Here is a 1,904-nt window from a genome sequence, read left to right on the forward strand (position 1 = left end):
CAACACTGCGTACATGTCACTCAGGTTTTGATAGACCTGTGCGTAACTAGGGTGGGTTTTGAACGCACTTTGCAGAGTTTGGATGGCACGGCTGTTGTCGCCTGCTTCTGCATAGATAACCGCAAGGTTATTAAGCGGTTCAGGTCGATCCGGGTATTTTTCACGCAGCTCGTTGAGCAATGTTTCTGCTTGAGCGAGGAAACCTGTTTTTGCCAGCAGTGTGGCTTTGAGTAGTTGGGCATCCATGTTGTCTTCATCGGCGGCCAGTACCTGGTTGACTGCTGTCAGCGCATCCTGATATTGGCCGTTGCGCAGGTAACGGTTGGCCTGCTGTAAACTCTGCAGATCGGTCGCATCAGATGTTACTTGAGGCGCTGGCAAGGAGCTGTTATCCGAACTGTCCATTACGCTGTACGCAACAACACCGGCAATTACTGCCGCGATTGCGAGTGGAAGCCATCTTTTCTTTCCAGGAGCGTTTTGTAACGAAGCCATGTATGTTCAGTACTAGTCAGAAGAAAAATATCGGAAGCCGACATTATAAACATCTCGGCGAGCAAAGGCAGGGAATGTGGATCAGCTGATTAAAAAAAATCCACAACCTTCCAGTTGCGCCTACAAAAAAGCCTCCCGAAGGAGGCTTTTTCAGCGCTATAACGACAGGTTATTCACCCTGTTCGCGAGCAATCGCGCGGTACGCAATGTCGTTACGGAAGTACGCGTCTTTCCAGCTGACGTCCTTCAGCAAATCGTAAGCGCGCTGTTGAGCTTCTGTCACTGTATCACCCAGCGCAGTCACGCAAAGGACACGACCGCCAGCGGTTACAACGTTGCCTGACTCATCCAGCTGAGTACCCGCGTGGAAAATCTTAGTGCCTTCAGGGCATGCAGCCGGGAAGCTGATCACGTCACCTTTGTTGTAGCTGCCCGGATAACCACCCGCAGCCATCACCACACCGACAGATTTGCGCTCATCCCACTCTGCAGTGGTCTGATCCAGTTTCTTATCCAGTGCAGCATTGCACATATCAACCAGACTGGATTTCAGACGCAGCATGATTGGCTGAGTTTCAGGATCACCAAAGCGACAGTTGTATTCGATCACTTTAGGGGTGCCGTCAGACGCGATCATCAGACCCGCGTACAGGAAACCCGTGTATTCATTGCCTTCAGCTTTCATACCGTTAACGGTAGGCATGATCACTTCGTCCATAACACGCTGGTCGATCTCTGCGGTGACAACCGGAGCAGGGGAGTATGCGCCCATGCCGCCCGTGTTCAGGCCAGTATCGCCATCACCAACACGTTTGTGATCTTGGCTGGTGGCCATTGGCAGTACATTGTCGCCATCAACGATCACGATATAAGAGGCTTCTTCACCGTCAAGGAACTCTTCGATAACCACACGGCTACCCGCATCGCCAAATGCGTTACCCGCCAGCATATCCTTAATGGCATCTTCAGCTTCTTCCAGTGTCATCGCAACGATAACGCCTTTACCAGCTGCCAGACCGTCGGCTTTAATCACGATCGGTGCGCCTTTTTCACGTACGTAAGCCAGTGCAGGCTCAATTTCAGTGAAGTTAGCGTATTCGCCGGTTGGGATATTGTGACGTGCCAGAAAATCTTTGGTGAAGGCTTTGGAGCCTTCTAGCTGCGCTGCGCCTTCGGTTGGGCCGAAAATGCGCAGTCCTTTAGCCTGAAAGTGGTTCACAACACCTGCAACCAGCGGTGCTTCAGGACCGACAATGGTCAGGTCAATCGCGTTGTTCATTGCGAAATCGCGCAATCCGTCGAGATCCATCACGTCGAGTGCAACGTTCTGCATCTTGTCTTCTTGTGCGGTTGCCGCGTTACCCGGTGCTACAAAAATCTCGGTAACTTTATTGTCGCGTGCTGCCGCC

The 1,904-nt window shown here is 51.8% G+C and carries 2 protein-coding genes; both read right to left on the reverse strand.

The features are described from left to right. On the reverse strand, positions 1-381 hold a 381-nt coding region (locus ABYW01_RS20595), incomplete at its 3' end, for a tetratricopeptide repeat protein (RefSeq protein ID WP_372836376.1). Between the two features lie 283 nt (positions 382-664). Further along, positions 665-1,904, reverse strand: a 1,240-nt coding sequence (gene purD, locus ABYW01_RS20600) for a phosphoribosylamine--glycine ligase (RefSeq protein WP_372836377.1), incomplete at its 5' end; no start/stop codon positions are given.

Source organism: Pontibacterium sp., assembly GCF_041587635.1.
Classification (GTDB): domain Bacteria; phylum Pseudomonadota; class Gammaproteobacteria; order Pseudomonadales; family Balneatricaceae; genus Pontibacterium.